The organism is Adhaeribacter terrigena, from assembly GCF_016623615.1.
GTDB lineage: Bacteria > Bacteroidota > Bacteroidia > Cytophagales > Hymenobacteraceae > Adhaeribacter_A > Adhaeribacter_A terrigena.
The window spans coordinates 108,564-123,833 of sequence record NZ_JAEHFX010000007.1; the positions used below are offsets into that span (position 1 = coordinate 108,564).

The 15,270-nt window shown below is 47.6% G+C and carries 15 protein-coding genes; 8 read left to right on the top strand and 7 right to left on the bottom strand.

Annotation, left to right across the window (positions count from 1 at the left end):
- Positions 1-21: 21 nt before the first annotated feature.
- Both I5M27_RS13645 and I5M27_RS13650 read left to right on the top strand, forming a co-directional pair.
- Positions 22-3,135, top strand: coding sequence for an efflux RND transporter permease subunit (locus I5M27_RS13645; RefSeq protein ID WP_200506870.1), 3,114 nt, complete (start codon positions 22-24; stop codon positions 3,133-3,135).
- Between the two features lie 248 nt (positions 3,136-3,383).
- Positions 3,384-4,700, top strand: coding sequence for a TolC family protein (locus tag I5M27_RS13650; RefSeq protein ID WP_200506871.1), 1,317 nt, complete (start codon positions 3,384-3,386; stop codon positions 4,698-4,700).
- Between the two features lie 206 nt (positions 4,701-4,906).
- Here the strand turns inward: I5M27_RS13650 and I5M27_RS13655 are convergent, their stop codons facing one another.
- The 4 genes from I5M27_RS13655 to I5M27_RS13670 all read right to left on the bottom strand — a co-directional run bounded on the left by I5M27_RS13655 (position 4,907) and on the right by I5M27_RS13670 (position 8,983).
- A complete protein-coding gene (locus I5M27_RS13655) occupies positions 4,907-5,284 on the bottom strand; it encodes a hypothetical protein (protein ID WP_200506872.1) in 378 nt (125 codons plus the stop codon).
- A gap of 9 nt (positions 5,285-5,293) precedes the next feature.
- Positions 5,294-6,538 (bottom strand): CHASE domain-containing protein, encoded by a 1,245-nt coding sequence (locus tag I5M27_RS13660; protein WP_200506873.1) that lies wholly within the window; start codon positions 6,536-6,538, stop codon positions 5,294-5,296.
- A 180-nt stretch (positions 6,539-6,718) separates the two neighbouring features.
- A complete protein-coding gene (gene mutM, locus I5M27_RS13665; protein ID WP_200506874.1) occupies positions 6,719-7,534 on the bottom strand; it encodes a DNA-formamidopyrimidine glycosylase in 816 nt (271 codons plus the stop codon).
- A 381-nt stretch (positions 7,535-7,915) separates the two neighbouring features.
- Positions 7,916-8,983: a PA0069 family radical SAM protein gene (locus I5M27_RS13670; protein WP_200506875.1), complete on the bottom strand. Its 1,068-nt coding sequence runs from the start codon at positions 8,981-8,983 to the stop codon at positions 7,916-7,918.
- Positions 8,984-9,165: 182 nt separating this feature from the next.
- Here I5M27_RS13670 and I5M27_RS13675 point away from each other — a divergent pair, with 182 nt between their 5' ends.
- Positions 9,166-9,636: a GNAT family N-acetyltransferase gene (locus tag I5M27_RS13675; RefSeq protein ID WP_200506876.1), complete on the top strand. Its 471-nt coding sequence runs from the start codon at positions 9,166-9,168 to the stop codon at positions 9,634-9,636.
- A 106-nt stretch (positions 9,637-9,742) separates the two neighbouring features.
- Here I5M27_RS13675 and I5M27_RS13680 read toward each other — a convergent pair whose 3' ends face one another.
- Complete coding sequence (locus tag I5M27_RS13680; RefSeq protein ID WP_200506877.1) at positions 9,743-10,714, bottom strand: hypothetical protein; 972 nt, start codon at positions 10,712-10,714, stop codon at positions 9,743-9,745.
- 236 nt (positions 10,715-10,950) lie between these two features.
- On the opposite strand from I5M27_RS13680, the gene I5M27_RS13685 reads away from it, so the two are divergent.
- A complete protein-coding gene (locus I5M27_RS13685; protein WP_200506878.1) occupies positions 10,951-11,358 on the top strand; it encodes an STAS/SEC14 domain-containing protein in 408 nt (135 codons plus the stop codon).
- A 30-nt stretch (positions 11,359-11,388) separates the two neighbouring features.
- On the opposite strand, the gene I5M27_RS13690 is transcribed toward I5M27_RS13685, so the two are convergent.
- Positions 11,389-11,610, bottom strand: a complete 222-nt coding sequence (locus tag I5M27_RS13690) for a hypothetical protein (protein ID WP_200506879.1) — start codon at positions 11,608-11,610, stop codon at positions 11,389-11,391.
- A gap of 57 nt (positions 11,611-11,667) precedes the next feature.
- On the bottom strand, positions 11,668-11,919 hold the full coding sequence (locus I5M27_RS13695; RefSeq protein ID WP_200506880.1) for a hypothetical protein: 252 nt from the start codon (positions 11,917-11,919) through the stop codon (positions 11,668-11,670).
- 168 nt (positions 11,920-12,087) lie between these two features.
- On the opposite strand from I5M27_RS13695, the gene I5M27_RS13700 reads away from it, so the two are divergent.
- From I5M27_RS13700 to I5M27_RS13715, 4 genes are all read left to right on the top strand, one after another.
- On the top strand, positions 12,088-12,537 hold the full coding sequence (locus tag I5M27_RS13700) for a DUF6799 domain-containing protein (RefSeq protein ID WP_200506881.1): 450 nt from the start codon (positions 12,088-12,090) through the stop codon (positions 12,535-12,537).
- A 133-nt stretch (positions 12,538-12,670) separates the two neighbouring features.
- Positions 12,671-13,315: a hypothetical protein gene (locus I5M27_RS13705; RefSeq protein WP_200506882.1), complete on the top strand. Its 645-nt coding sequence runs from the start codon at positions 12,671-12,673 to the stop codon at positions 13,313-13,315.
- A 171-nt stretch (positions 13,316-13,486) separates the two neighbouring features.
- Complete coding sequence (locus I5M27_RS13710; RefSeq protein ID WP_200506883.1) at positions 13,487-14,323, top strand: CvfB family protein; 837 nt, start codon at positions 13,487-13,489, stop codon at positions 14,321-14,323.
- A gap of 161 nt (positions 14,324-14,484) precedes the next feature.
- Positions 14,485-15,159, top strand: coding sequence for an oxidoreductase (locus I5M27_RS13715; protein ID WP_200506884.1), 675 nt, complete (start codon positions 14,485-14,487; stop codon positions 15,157-15,159).
- Positions 15,160-15,270 lie beyond the last annotated feature (111 nt).

Genomic DNA, 15,270 nt, shown 5'->3' on the forward strand with positions numbered 1-15,270 from the left:
CAGGCATAAAAAACAAGTAATATGAGTTTATCTACCACCAGTATCAAGCGGCCGGTCTTCACCATAGTGGTCAACCTCATGCTGATCCTGTTCGGCGTGATCGGGTATACCTTTCTGGGCATCCGCGAATTTCCTTCTATCGATCCGGCGGTGGTGTCGGTGCGCACCAGTTATACCGGCGCCAATGCCGATATTATTGAATCGCAGATAACCGAACCGCTCGAAAAAGCCATCAACTCGATCGATGGGATCCGGAATATTTCCTCGTCGAGCAACCAGGGAACCAGCAACATTACCATCGAATTTAACCTGGAAAAAGACCTGGAAGAAGCCGCCAACGACGTGCGCGACAAAGTTTCGCAGGCCATCCGGAATTTACCCGAAGATATTGATTCGCCGCCGGTAGTTTCCAAAGCCGATGCCGACGCCGACGCCATTATTACCATGACGGTGAGCAGTGACAACCGCAACCAGCTTGAACTTAGTGATTATGCTGAAAACGTAATCGCGCAGCGCTTACAAACCATTCCGGGCGTGAGTGCGGTGCAGATCTGGGGGCAGAAACGCTACGCCATGCGCCTCTGGCTCGACCCGGCCAAACTGGCTTCTTACGGCCTGACCGTGAGCGATGTACGCAACGCCCTGAACCGCGAAAACGTAGAACTTCCCTCCGGAAAAGTAACCGGCTCCAATACCGAACTGGTGGTAAAAACCCTGGGAAATCTTTCCAACGAAGGGGCGTTCAACAACCTGATCGTAAAATCGGAGGAAGGTAAAATAATCCGTTTCAGCGACATTGGAAGTGCCGAGCTTGGCCCGGAAAACCTGGAAACCAAAATGACCGAATCGGGACAGCCCATGGTTGGTTTAGCCATCATTCCGCAGCCGGGCACCAATTATTTAGAAATTTCAGAGGCCTTTTATGAGCAGTTCGAAAAACTAAAAAATGAACTGCCCCAGGATCTGAAACTGAATATTGCCATGGACAACACCATTTTCGTAAAAAATTCGGTGATCGAAGTAGGCGAAACCATTGCCATTTCCTTGGTGCTGGTGGTACTCATCATTTACCTGTTCTTCCGCGACTGGAGCATTGCCTTCCGGCCTTTGATCGATATTCCGGTTTCGTTGATCGCCACGTTCTTTATCATGTACCTCTGCGGTTTCTCGGTAAATGTGCTTACCCTGCTGGCCATTGTACTGGCAACCGGTCTGGTAGTAGACGATGGCATTGTGGTAACCGAAAACATTTTCAAGAAAGTAGAGGAAGGCATGAGCCCGATCGAGGCTGCCATAAAAGGTTCGAACGAGATCTTCCTGGCCGTAATTTCCATTTCCATTACATTGGCCGCGGTGTTTTTGCCGGTCATTTTCCTGGAAGGTTTTGTGGGCCGGTTGTTCCGGGAATTTGGCGTGGTGATCGGGGCGGCGGTGCTTATTTCGGCCTTCGTTTCGCTTACCTTAACACCTATGCTGAACGCTTACCTCATGAAAAAAGGTGGCCATAAAAAATCGAAATTCTACGATCTTACCGAGCCGTATTTTCAGAAAATGAATAAAGGCTACGCCGAAACGCTGGGAAAATTCATGCAAAAACGCTGGCTTAGTTTCCCGATCATTCTGGCCTGTCTGGGCATGATCGTGCTTTTCTACATAAATCTGCAAAAAGAAACCGCTCCTTACGACGACCGGAGCATGCTGCGTTTACAGGTTTCTGCCCCGGAAGGCGCCTCGTATGAATACATGGATCGTTTCATGAACGACCTAACGCAGCTTTTGAACGATTCAATTCCCGAGAAACAAGTGGCGCTGGTAATTACTTCGCCGGGTTTTGGTGGCTCCGGAGCGGTAAACAGCGGCATGGTGCGCCTTGCATTAAAAGACCCTTCGGAACGCGAACGTTCGCAGAAAGATATCGCCGAAGACCTGACCAGTTTAACCAAACGCTATTCCGAAGCCCGGACTACGGTCATTCAGCAGCCAACCATTTCAGTAAACCGGCGCGGCGGGCAGCCCATTCAATACATTATCCAGGCACCTAACTTTCAGAAACTAGAAGAAAAGATCCCGGTATTTCTGGATGAAGCCGCCAAAGACCCTACCTTCAGCATGGTAGATGTAAACCTGAAATTCAACAAGCCGGAAATAAACATTACCATAGACCGCGAAAAAGCGCAAAGTCTGGGCGTATCGGTTCTGGATGTGGCCCAAACCTTACAACTTTCGCTCAGCGGGCAGCGCTTTGGTTATTTTATCATGAACGGGCGGCAATACCAGGTAATCGGGCAATTTGAAGAAACCGACCGCGATGCGCCCATTGACCTGACTTCGTTGTTTGTGCGCAGCAATACCGGTCAGCTTATTCAGCTCGACAACCTAGTGAAAGTTGAAGAAAGAAGTGCGCCGCCGCAACTTTACCACAATAACCGTTACATGTCGGCTACGATTTCGGCGGGCCTGGCGCCGGGCAAAAGCATTGGCGACGGCATTGAAGCCATGGACCGCGTAGCTGATAAAGTACTGGACGATACCTTCTCTACGGACCTGGGCGGCGAATCGCGTGACTTTGTGGAAAGCAGCTCGAACACGGCTTTTGCCTTTGCCCTGGCTTTACTGCTTATTTATTTAATCCTGGCCGCACAATTCGAAAGCTTTATCGATCCGCTCATTATTATTTTAACTGTACCTATGGCGGTAGCAGGAGCCATGCTTTCGTTGTGGCTATTCGGACAGACCTGGAATATTTTCAGCCAGATCGGTACCATCATGCTCATTGGCCTGGTTACTAAAAACGGGATTTTAATTGTGGAATTTGCGAATCAGCTGCGCGAGCAGGGCAAACCTAAAATGGAAGCCATTATGGAAGCTTCCGAAGCCCGCCTCCGCCCTATTTTAATGACGAGTCTGGCCATTGCGCTGGGCGCTTTACCAATTGCTTTAGCCTTAGGCGCCGCTGCGCAAAGCCGCATGGGCATGGGTATTGTAATTGTTGGCGGCACCATGTTCTCGTTAATTCTGACCTTATTCGTGATCCCGGCTATTTATTCGATGTGGAGCAAAGAACGCAAGCATCATCCGGAGTTCGATCATATTGAGGAATTTGAAAGAGAAGTAGCCATGAAAACCGGGCACTAGGTTTTGAATGCGGGAATGAATTATCGGGTCATTCTGAGCCTGTCGAAGAAACTATTGGGTACTACTATGGAATTCGAGCGAAACAAAGAATTTCTTGCAGTAGGTTTCTAATTAGCTTTCCTGAAGGTTCGGCACACGATGTTTCCCTTTCAAGGTCGGGATGACGCAATAAATTAAAGGCAATAAATCTTTAAGCTAACAGTATTTTCTGCTTAGGGATTTCTGTTAAAAATATACTGGAACAAAAAATGAAGCATAAAATTCTTTTCCTGAGCATATTACTGGTCGGCTTTTTGAAAGCTGGCAGCTCAAGCGCACAGGAAATTTTAACCCTGGAAGAAGCCGTACGGATTGCGCTGGAACGGAATTATGACATCAGGCTGGCCAGGAATAATGTTGAAATTGAAGACCTGAATGTAAGCTGGGCCAATGCCGGTTTAACGCCGCGCGTAGATGCGGTACTGAACGACAATAACGGTATTCAGACGACCCGCCAAACCCAGGCCGATGGCTCCATTCGCGAACGGAACAATGCCCGGAATTCGAACCTGAATTATGGCGCGGAGCTGAACTGGACGGTTTTTGACGGTTTCGGCATGTTTGCCCGCCACGACCAGTTACAGGAATTCCGGAAACTGAGCGAAACCGAGTTGCAGCAAACCGTTCTGACCAAAGTGGGCGAAGTAATGCGCACGTATTACGATCTGATCCAGCAAAAGCAGCAACTCTCAGCCTACGATTCTGCCATTGTGATCTCCCGCATGCGCTTAAATGTAGCCCAGAACCGCTTTACCATTGGCAAAGCAGCGAAGCTGGCCGTGCTGAACGCGCAGGTAGACCTGAATACCGATACTACCAACCTGCTGCGCCAGCGCGAACTTTATATCAACACCAAAACCCTGCTGAACGAGATCATTGGCCGTGATATTGCCACGCCATTTGAAGTGACGGATTCTATCCGGATAGACGCTTCACTTACTTTAGGGCATCTTTCTAGCCTGGCGCAACAGCAAAACCCGAGCTTAAAAGCAGCCGGAATTAACAAACGCATTGCCGAACTCGATAAAAAACAGGTGCGCGCCATCCGGTACCCGGCCGTGGGCGTAAATTCAGGGTATAATTTCAGCCGTTCAGAATCTGCGCTGGGCTTTGCTACTTCTTCTTCCGGACGTGGCTTTACGTATGGCCTTTCGGCTTCGGTAAATCTGTTTAACGGCGGTTTGCAGCGCCGGAACGAAAAAATAGCAGAGCTGCAGATAAAAAATGCGCAGATAGACCAGGAAAAAACGAACCAGACCATTAGTTCGCAGCTTACCCGGGCTTACCAGGTTTACCTTACCAATTTAGATCTGGTAACGCTGGAAAAGAACAACGTGGAAATTTCACGGCGCAACCAGGAAATAACTTTAGACAAATACGAGTTAGGCACCCTTACGCCGGTAGAATTCCGCGATGCGCAGCTGAATTATTTAAATGCCAAAGTACGCTACAGCAATGCGCAATACCTGGCCAAAATAGCCGAAATTGCCCTGAAAGAAATTGCCGGCAACCTACCTTTGCAATAAAATTCTGCCACTAAAAAAAACTTAACAAAAAGGCCGGTTAAGAAATTTAACCGGCCTTTTTGGTTGGAAAAACGGTAGGTTTTCCGGACTAAAAAGTCTGCTTTTAAAACAGCAGAAGCGCTGGCTTTAAGCCCTGCAATTTTATAAAACGCTATACTTTTCAGGCTCAAAACTGTCTGCCATTTTCATTGTTTTTTAAAGGAAGATCAAAGCGGATTTTCTGCTTTTTGCTCGAGCACCAGTTCCATGCCGGAGGTAAAATAAAACGTTACTTTCCGGCTGAAATAGTCTTCTTCATCGTCTTCGCGGTATCGGGTTATGATGGCATTTAAAACGCCTTCTTCTTCGCTGAAAGTAAAGTTAAGCTGCGGGTTATAGATAATTTCGGTTTCTTTAAACAATTCCCAGTGCCCGGTTTTTGCTGTGCCATCGGTAACTATTACGGAACCTTTATTCTGAAAAACCACTTTGCTGCAGGTTGCAAAAACGGAAGTATCAGAAACCTGACCGCCTGGCCGTTCCAATACATCCCAACTGCCCAGCAGATGCTCCGTAGCTATAATATTCAGATCGAGGTAACGCACAGCTACAGATTAACCTTTAGAATTTTTAAGTCTTGAAATTTCTTCCTGCAATGCTTTTACCTCTTTTGCTAACTGCAGATTCCGGAATTTCACTTTCACTTCCATATCCTCGTATGCGTTTTTAAGGTTCTCGGCGTAGTTACTCAATTGTTTGTTCTTAGCGGCCAGTTCCTGCGTTCGTTCTGCTACTTTGCGGTCCAGGCTGTGGTTCAGTTCGCGTAATTCCAGGGTCATTTTATCGGCCAGTTTAAGGGCATTTTCGCGGGTATTGGCCAGGGTGCGCAGCAAAAAGAAAAGCGAAACATTAAGCAGAATTCCGCCGAAAAGAATTACGTAAGCCAGCGTTTTACCCTTGGCGGTTTCGTAGTCGCGCACCGGCAAAAGCCGCAGCGTCCACTGATTATTGTAAACCGGGAAAGAGGCTGTGTAAGTAGAATCGGACATTTCCGGGCGCACAACCCAGGAGCGGTATAGCAATTTACTCGTATCGGTGCGGGCGCCATCGTAGAGTTCTACCTGGTAAGGCAGATCCCGACGACTGAGCTCCCGCTGCAATACGCCCTTCATAAAATTTTCAGCAACAAATGGCGCGTACGCCCAACCTAAAAACCGTTTAGTGGAATTCTCCTCAAGGGCTTCGGAGCGAAAAACCGGCACGTAAATCAGGAAACCGGGGGTTCTATTTTTATCCTGCACCAGCACTACCCGGTCCGAAATGGCGGCCTTACCCGTATTCCGGGCTTTTTCCATGGCCCTGCGGCGGGTTGGGTCCGAACCCATATCAAACCCGAGCGCTCTATGATTACGCAGCTGCGGCTCGATGAATTTGATCACGAAAAATTCTTTTGCCCCCGGCACCTTGCCCAAACTGGTTATCGAAAAATCGGGAGCCCGGTCGCGGCGGTTTTCCATTACAAACGCCAGCGAATCTGACTTGTTTACCGGAACAGCAAAACCAAGACCGTATATACCCGGATAATTTATATCTAATTGTAAAGCGGTCACAAAATCACGCCAGTCGTAACGGTTTACCTGTTCGGAACTGGCTACAAAAGCGCCGGCCGCAACCTGCTCATCTACATAGGTTTGCAAACGAAAAGCAATATTCTGCCTGATCTTTTCGAGCTGGTCCTGGTAATACGTTCGCCGGCTGATCTCATGCCAGCGCAGTTCGTTCCGGAAAAATAAAAAAGTAACAACAAGCCCTGAAATCAGCAGCACAAATGGCAATGCGTTATATAATTTTTCTTTCATGCTTTAAAAGTTTACCAGCCAACACCTGAGGCCGGCACCAAAAATAATGAACAATTCTGCCAACGCTTTCGCTACAAAAGTACTTATTCCGGGACAGTAAACAGTATAACAAGGTTGTTTAATTCGGCCTTGTTTTTCACCTGATGATAAGAGCGTTCTGTATACAGGTTCGTGTATTTTTTACTTCTGCTGGCATTGCGTACATATATACGTAGCGCGGCCTCCAACAACCATTTTTGTGATCTCAGTTTTGCACCGCGGGCAGTTTTTATGCGCATCTTTTTCGGCGTGCGGCGAGTCATCCCATTCGCGGGAATGAATGAGAAAAGTAGCCGGCATTTGGCGGTAAACGGCCTCTTCTTCGATAGAGATCTGCAGTACGTTTTGCGTGGCTTCCAGCAGGTTTTGAATTTCCGGATCGGTTAGTTCGGCGGCAATTATTTCCGGGTGCAGTTTTGCCTGGAACAGAATTTCATCTACGAGCCAGTTGCCAATTCCGGCCAGGATTTTCTGATCGAGCAGCGCAGATTTAAGCGCAGTTTTTCTTTTCCGCAGGCTTTTTGCCAGTTCAGCGCCGGAAATTTCCAATGCATCGGGCCCGAGTTTTTTAGCTGTTTTATATACCGTTTCGCTTTCCCATAAACCGATCCGGCCAAACTTACGCGAATCTGCAAAAGCCAGTTTAAAGCCGCTGTCGAAGAAAAAAGTAGCCCGTTCAAAACGCGGCGCATCTTCCGGAATACGGTAATAATGTAGATCGCCGGTCATGCCGAAATGCAGGCTCAGCACCTTGCCGTTGTCGAGCGTTACGAGTAAATGTTTCCCGATCCGGGTGGTTTTTACCATTTGGCGCCCCATTATTTGCTCCCGGAAATCTTCGGCCGGCATGGTGATCTGGCGCTTTGCATCTACAGCCGTAAAACCGGTAATTTTCTGGTGCATGCTGGTTGCTTCCAGGTATTTGCGGAGCGTTTCTACTTCGGGTAATTCGGGCATTAATCTGGTTGTTGATTGTTGGTTAGTTGTTGTTGGTTGCTGGTTGTTAGCTTTGGGTTTTAGGTTTTAAAGAATTCCGAAAATAATAAAAAGCATTTCCCAGATCATGAACTTAATTTTCCGGAATAATTTTTCAAATTTCCTTCGTAGCGTATGTAGCGTAGGGTTTAAACCCTACGCTACATACGCTACGAAGGAAATTAAATAAGAAACCTTTCAATTACAGTATCTTCAAAACCTTAAACAGTTTTTCAGGCCAAAAGCATACCGTTTTCTTTTCGAAAATGCAGCTGCCGCCAGTAAAAAAGTACCATCCCGGCTTCCGTTTAAACATATAAAACGCAGTAATGGCTTTTTAATTTTATTTAAATCCTGCTGCTATTAAAATAAACCGAGCTGTTTGCCGGTCAGTTGGCAGAAGTGGTTGTAATTGTAGGGTTTCATGCTGCGGCCTGCCAGGTATTTTTTCTTACTCACTCGGAAAAGATTGGCAATATTGGCCGCAAAATTTCCTTCGCCAATAATGCGGGTCCCGAAACGGCTGTCGTTTAATTTTCCGCCGTGGCAATGCGCGGTCTGGTACAATACTTTTTCGGCCCGGTCCGGGTAGGCTTTACGCACCCAATCTTCAAAAACAGCGCCGACAGCGCCATTCAGCCGCACAATGGTGTAAGCGGCATTGCTGGCTCCGGCTTCGGCGGCGGCGCGCATGAGTTCCGGAATTTCGTAATCGTTCAGGGCCGGAATAATGGGTGCCAGCATCACGTTTACCGGAATGCCGGCATCGGTTAACTGCTTTACCACTTCCAGCCTTTTTTTACCCGAAACCGTGCGCGGTTCGAGTTTGCGGCGCAGTTCTTCGTTTAACGTGGTGATGGAAATATTTACGTGCACCAGGTCCAGGGCATTGAGTTTTTGCAGCAGGTCGAGGTCGCGGAGAATGAGGGCGTTTTTGGTGATGATGCTGACCGGATGTTTGTAGCGCAGCAGCACTTCCAGAATTTTGCGGGTAAGCTGTTTTTTGGCTTCTATGGGTTGGTAGCAATCGGTATTGCCGGCCAGCATAATGGGCTTGGGTTCCCATTTCGGGTTTTCGAGTTGTTTCACCAGAACCTGCGGCGCATTTTCTTTTATGATGATCTTGGTTTCGAAATCGAGGCCGGCGCCGTAGCCCCAATACTCGTGCGTATTGCGGGCGTAGCAATATACGCAGCCATGCTCGCAACCCTGGTACGGATTCAGCGAATAACCTAAACCAAGATCCGGGCTGTTTATTTTGTTTACGATCTTTTTGGGCAGCTCGGTAAAATATTCCGTTTTGGGCGCTTCTGCCAGCCAGGGTTCATCAAGGCCCTCCAGGTGTTCGGTTACGTAAGCTTGCTTCTGAAATTTATTGGCCGGATCGAATTGCGCGCCTCTACCCTTCCATAGTTCGTCCTTTTTTTCCATGCTTAAAGTTACGGATTTACTAAATTTAAAAGTATTTTCAAGCCAATTATTTTAGCGCTACCTGTTAATATTTCTAAAACTACCGTAAAAACTAATTAACTTAGCAATTTCTTATATGTGAAGGAAAATCAATTCCCGTATTTTGCGGCTTTTACATTACTTTTGCAGAAAATATTTCAAGCATGCTTTTACCTGAAAACGTCGAAATTATAGCTTACCAAACTCTCCACCGCGAAGCCTTTCGGGACCTGAACCACGAATGGATCACGAAATTCTTTGCTTTGGAAGCTGCCGATAGTAACATGCTCGAGAATCCGGAAAGGTATATTCTGGAAAAAGGCGGGTATATTTTTATGGCGCTGCTGCACGGAGAACCTGTGGGCACGGTTGCATTAATTAAAAACCCGGATGGTTCTTTTGAGCTGGCAAAAATGGCGGTAACCGATAAAGCCAAAGGCCTGAAGATCGGGTACGCCCTGGGCAAAGTTGCGCTCGAAAAAGCCAGCGAAATAAAAGCCCCGAAAGTAGAATTGCTCTCGAACCGAAAACTCGCGCCGGCCCTGAACCTTTATAAAAAACTGGGCTTCGAGGAAGTGCCTTTACCGCCCAACGATTACCAGCGCGCCGATATAAAAATGGAAATCCGTTTCTGAAATTTTAAGTAAAAACGGTACAGTTTTATAAACAAAAAGTCACTGCCGCCGGCAGTGACTTTTTTATGCGCAAAGCATAGCGTTTTTAACCGTTACAATCTTGAAATTATCGTTCCGAACCAGGGTTCCAGGCGTTGCCGGAAATCGGATCGTAATAGCGGTTCCTTGGGTAGGCTTCGCTTTCGAAAGGAGTAGCCGTGTTTCCGTAATCCAGATCTGAGGTTCCGGAATACATATCCTGGTCGTAGCCACTGCCCTGGCGGTTGCGGGCGCGCTGCCGCGAACCGTAATTATCGTAAGGCGAGAATTCCTGGTGGCTGCGCAGATTCAGGTCATCGGTAATGCTGCCTTGCGTAGAATTATTGTAGTTACCGCGGTTATACTGGCTTTCGGAAGTATCGTAAATTTCGTAGCGCGAATCGTCTTCAGCAGGTGTAAAACGGTTGTAACGGCCGGTTTGTCTTTGTTCGCTTTCTTCCGTTCTGCGCCAGCCGCGGGTATTATCAGCACCCTGCGATCCGTACCGGGAACTTCCATCGTAACTTTCGCGCTCGCCGGGCGCAAAACTGTTGCTATCGCGGTAAGCGCCGTAAACCTGGTGGCGCGGACGCGGTGCAGGCTCGTGGTGGCCGCTTGCCCAGCGTTCGTTATTGTAACCGTTGCTGGCCGAGCCGAAGCCCTGGGCGCCGCCGTAGCTGCCCATAGAACCGGCATTGCGCGATGCTCCGTACGTTGCTCCGGTGCCATAATCGCTTTGGTGCCGACCGCGGTCGGCGCCGTTGCGCGAATTACCGGCGTGGCCGTAGCTGTAATCGCGGCCGTAATTTTCCTGGTTCAGGTTGCGGTAGGTATCGCGGTTTTCAGGGCTGTTATCTAAGCGGTAAGCACCCCGGAATCTTTCGCGCTCGTCGTTGCGGTAATCAATGCGGTTGGGGTGCCACATATCTTCCTGCCGACGTTGCGGATCGTTGTTCCGGTTCTGACCGCTATTCCGGTTTTGATCGGAATTCCGGTTCTGCGGGTACTGATTCTGTTCATCCCAATTGCGGGACTGGTCATAATTTCTATTACGGTTCATAGTTTAAATTTTGAGTTTTGATCTGGTAAAGAAATATGCTTACTGTAAACGATTCCGGCCGCCTGCGGTTGTGGAAATAATTCCCCGCTGGTTAACAGCCGGCTACCGGTTTTTAACGCAGTAGCACTTGTATTTCTAAAAATTAACTTTAACTTTATGACAAGATTTATGGTAATTCCAACTTTAAATCTTATACTTCAGAAACCTGGTTACATCTCACCCTTAATCGAGGTATTATGCAGTCAACCCTAGTAGTTTGTTTCGAGAATGAGTGCTGCACCCTGGAGCATGATACGGACAACCAATGCCTGGTCATGACCTGGAAAGGTTTGCTGCCCAGCAAAGGCTTCCGGGAGGTTCACCAGCACGCGCTGCACCTGATGCGCAAACATAAAATCAGCAAACTACTATGCGATGCCCGCCGCATGAAAACCATTGGTAGCGAAGACGCCGCCTGGATCGAAAATTTCTGGATTCCCAGCGCGGTGGTAGCCGGTTACCGGTATTGCGCCATTGTAGAATCAGATTATATTTTCAATCAGATCTCCATTAACAACATCACCGAAAAAATAGACCCGGAAAGCATAACGATCGGGCATTTTAAAACCCGGGAAGAAGCGTTGCACTGGCTCCGGCATAGCTGAGTTTTTCAACCCGAAACCCTACCGTTTCTGCTATTTGGTGCGCAGGTTATTGGCATTGCTGCCGTCGAGCTTGCGCGTATCTTCTTCTTTTTCGGCCGCCACATTTCCTTCCGCCACCGTGCCTTCGGGCTTCAGGTCCAGTTCGTCGGTTTTAATGTCTTCCAGCGGTTCAGGGTTATCGTCAGGCAAACGTTTGCTTTCGTCGGCGTTGGTTATCTGGTCTTTGTCGTCGGGATTATTTAAGGCGGCCATGGCTTTCAGAATTTTAGTTTTTTGGTTGAAAAGGATAGCGTTTTTTCCAGCGCTTATTTAGTCGTTCTCGTTATTGGCGTCGCCGTCGTTGGTATCGCGGTCTTCCAGGCTTTTACCGGGGTTGGCGGCGCGGGTTCCGTCAAAATTTTCGTCGGAAGTTGGCGAACCGCGGCGGTGCGACGTCGGGCTCAGATCAGGTGGCGTGGCTTCGCCGGTGGATCCTTCGTTGGCTAAACGAATGGCTTCCTGGCGCTGGTATTCGGCATCCTGTTCTTCAGGACTTAAAGGTCTTTGGTTTTGAGCATTCATTTTTTCGGGGTTTTTATGTAAGAAGTAAGCGTATTTAAATTCACCTGTTTTACTCCCGTTTCCCGTTTTATGTTTTCCTGCCTGCCCTAAACCACACGCCGTGCAACATTTTCGCAGGGCAATAGTTTAAACAGTGTCTATTCCCTTACAAACCAAAAACAGAAAACCATGAAAAAGTTATTATCAATGTTGTTTGCCTTGGTGCTGAGCAGCGCATTTGTGCAGGCGCAAACCACGCAGGAAACAACAACAAAAGCGAAAGCCAAAGGCTCGATGTCTGCAAATCCGCAAATGCAAAACCCCGCTATGAAAGACGGCATTATGATGCAAGGCGGTAAACTGATGATGGTAAACAAAGGCGTGGCGGCTGTAATAACCGAAGACCAGACGCTGAGCAACGGCATGGTGGTTATGAAAGACGGTAACGTAAAAAAGGCCGATGGCACCACCATGATGCTGCACGAAGGCGACCACCTGACCATGGATGGCAAAATTATGCACCACCACCCGAACATGCAGGCAGACGGTAAGGCCAAAAAAGGCAAAGGCAAAATAAAAGTAGACGATGACGAAACGAAAACGAAAGGCAGCATGGGTAATTCGAAAACCAAATACTAAGAATTGACCTGGCGCTGATTTCGATCTGAAAACTGCCCTGCAAACCACGGGGCAGTTTTTGTTTTAAAAACCTACCGTTTTTGCCCGTATTAATTGCGTATCTTTGTTTCTGGAAGCGAAGAAAAATTACGGTATGAAAAACCTGAAAGAAAACGAACGGGAAGTAATTAAACTCATAAACTTTTTCCGGAAACGGGCTGAACGCCTGATAGAAGAAGGTGCTCTGAGCGAAGAAGAACAACAGGTTACCAGCTCCTGCCAGAAACTGGAAGAAAGCCTTTATATACATGCCGCCAACCGCGATGCCGTACTGGAAAAACGCGACCAGCTGAACACGATCGTGAAAGACAATGCGGCCTGCCCGAAATGCGAAAGCAACGCAAACCTGAAATTTGTAACGGTAGAAAAGAATGAACAGGGCTGGAAATCGAACCGCTATAAATGCCGCCGCTGCAACATTGCCTTTACCTGGAACCGCCCCAATAACCCCTGGGACCTGGTACTGTTTTTAAAAGTTGTAGTAGCCGATATGGAAGCCGCCGCGCAGGACGAAAACGAAACGGAGCAAGCCCGCCAGGTGGCCGCCTATAACCGCGACATGATGCTCGAAAACCTGGCCAAACTGGAACCGGTACTGCAAAGCTCCGACGAAGAACTGGCTGAAATGGAAGCCCGCGAACGCGAAATGAGCAAGCTGATCCACCAGTTCAAAAACTATCTTTTGATAGAAAAAATAAAGCTCGATACCTGGGTAGAGCCCAAAAGCCTGCGGGACTAATTTAAATGGCTTAATGGTTAAATTGCTAAATGGTTGAATGGTTTTTAGTACATAGTTTTTCAGGGTGAAACCATACCATTTTTTTAAGCAATTTTCTTTTAAAGCACGCAATTTCAAATTTCAGGTTAGATCAATTAATAATTTAACCATTTAGCAATTTAACAATTAAATATGGTCGCGATCGGGAATTACAACGAACTGGAAGTAGTGAAATTTGTGGATTTTGGCGTTTACCTCGATTCGGAAGACGGCGAAATTCTGCTGCCGATCAAATACGTGCCGGAAAATTTAGAACTCGGCGATAAGCTGAACGTTTTTATTTACCGCGATTCCGAAGACCGCATGATTGCCACCACCCTGAAACCGAAAGCTACCGTAGGGCAGTTTGCTGCCCTGGAAGTGAAGGATTCGAGCAAGATCGGGGCGTTTATGGAATGGGGCCTGGAGAAAGATCTGTTTGTTCCTTTCCATAACCAGCGCACACCTATGCAGCCCGGCGAAAAACACGTGGTTTATATTTACCTCGACGAATCTTCGGACCGCATTGTGGGTTCGGCCAAACTTAATAAATACCTGAAACCCGTAGACGATGAACTGCAGGAAGGCCAGGCGGTAAAACTACTCATTACCAGCGCTTCTGAACTGGGTTACAATGTGATCATCAACGATAAATATGCCGGCGTTTTATATCACAACGAAGTTTTCCGGAACCTGGAAATGGGCGAAGAAACCAAAGGCTTTATCCGGAAGATCCGTGAAGACGGCAAAATTGACGTAAGCCTGCAGCAAACCGGTTTTGCCGAAGTGCAGGATGCTTCGCAGCAGGTGCTGGATAAACTAAAAACCGAAGGCGGCACGCTGAACCTTTCCGACAGCAGCGATCCGCAGGATATTTATGCGGTACTTGGCATGAGCAAAAAGACCTTTAAAAAAGCCATTGGCACGCTTTACCGTGCCGGTAAAGTTCGCCTGGAACCAAACCGCATTACGTTAACCGGCGAAGAATAATTCCGGAATTATATCTGCAAAAAACCTCACCGCTTTAATGGACCAGTGAGGTTTTTTGCTTTTAAAACGGTAGGGTTTCGGACTGAAAAAGTAATGATAACTTTCGCGACATTTTTGAGGTAATTAGGCTTTAAAGGTTATTTCAATTAATTAAGAAACTTATGGTGCCACAGAAAACCGCTCTGATCGCAGGAGCCTCCGGCCTGGTTGGAAGTTATTTATTGCGCATGCTTTTGCAAAGCAACCATTACGACAAAGTTATTTCCGTAGGCCGCCGCAATCTGGAACTCGAACATCCGAAACTCGAGCAAAAGATCGTGGATTTTGAGAAATTAGCCGTAACCAATAACCTGATAGCCGACGATATTTTCTGTTGTCTGGGCACTACCATGAAGAAAGCCGGCTCGAAGGAAAATTTCTATAAAGTAGATTACACCTACGTAGTAGAACTGGCTAAAGCTACTTCCCGGCATTTTGCGCGGCAGTTCCTGGTAGTTTCAGCCATGGGTGCAGATCCGGACTCAAAATTTTATTACAACCGCGTAAAAGGTGAAATGGAGAAGGCCGTTAAAGCGCTTCCTTTTACGGCCGTGCATATTTTCCGCCCTTCCCTGCTTACCGGCGACCGCCAGGAAAAACGCCTGGGCGAAAAAATCGGCGAAGTGGTGTTTTCCGTTTTGAACCCGGTTATGCTGGGCCCGCTGGAAAAATACCGTTCCGTACCGGCCCGCTCGGTAGCCAAAGCCATGCTGCAAACGGCCCTGGAAAGCGGCGGCGGCGTAAAAATCCACGAATCGGATGAGATCGCAAAAGCCGGAGAGGTGATTAAGGAATAATTTTGAATGGTTGAATGGTTAAATGAAGAAGTAGCGCATGACTTTTCAGCTGTAAAACCCTACCGTTTTTGCGAAATTCATTGCCGTCTGCTTTAGCTGACGGAAAAAAAC